Source organism: Clostridium sp. DFI.1.208, from assembly GCF_024463855.1.
In the GTDB taxonomy this organism is placed as follows: domain Bacteria; phylum Bacillota_I; class Bacilli_A; order Erysipelotrichales; family Erysipelotrichaceae; genus Clostridium_AQ.
In genome coordinates, this window is sequence record NZ_JANGCA010000251.1 from 1 (window position 1) to 308 (window position 308).

General features: G+C 49.7%; 1 protein-coding gene. It reads left to right on the forward strand.

The window, feature by feature from the left end; genetic code table 11:
- Positions 1 to 308: hypothetical protein (locus NE665_RS24260; RefSeq protein ID WP_256302753.1), on the forward strand; the 308-nt coding region annotated here is incomplete at both ends.

Sequence of the window (308 nt, forward strand, 5' to 3'; positions counted from 1 at the left end):
CGATATCCTTCAAAACGGGACGTATGTGATCCGAAGCATCGATGTACAGGGAAGCGTGCTGGAGGAGCATGAACAGGTGGTGGAAGGACTGGCAGACCTGTATGTGGAAAAGACAGCGCAGGGAGGAATCACCCTGTATAGTCGAATGGAAAACACGGATCATATATCAGTTACCTTCAAGGAAAAGAAGGAGGCTGTAAAGGTCGAGAAGCAGGAGAACGGCTTGTATCAGGGAAGCTATACGCCGAAGGAGAACGGAAGCTATGTGTTCCAGAGCGAAGCGGCAGATAATGCACCTCTTGGTATGA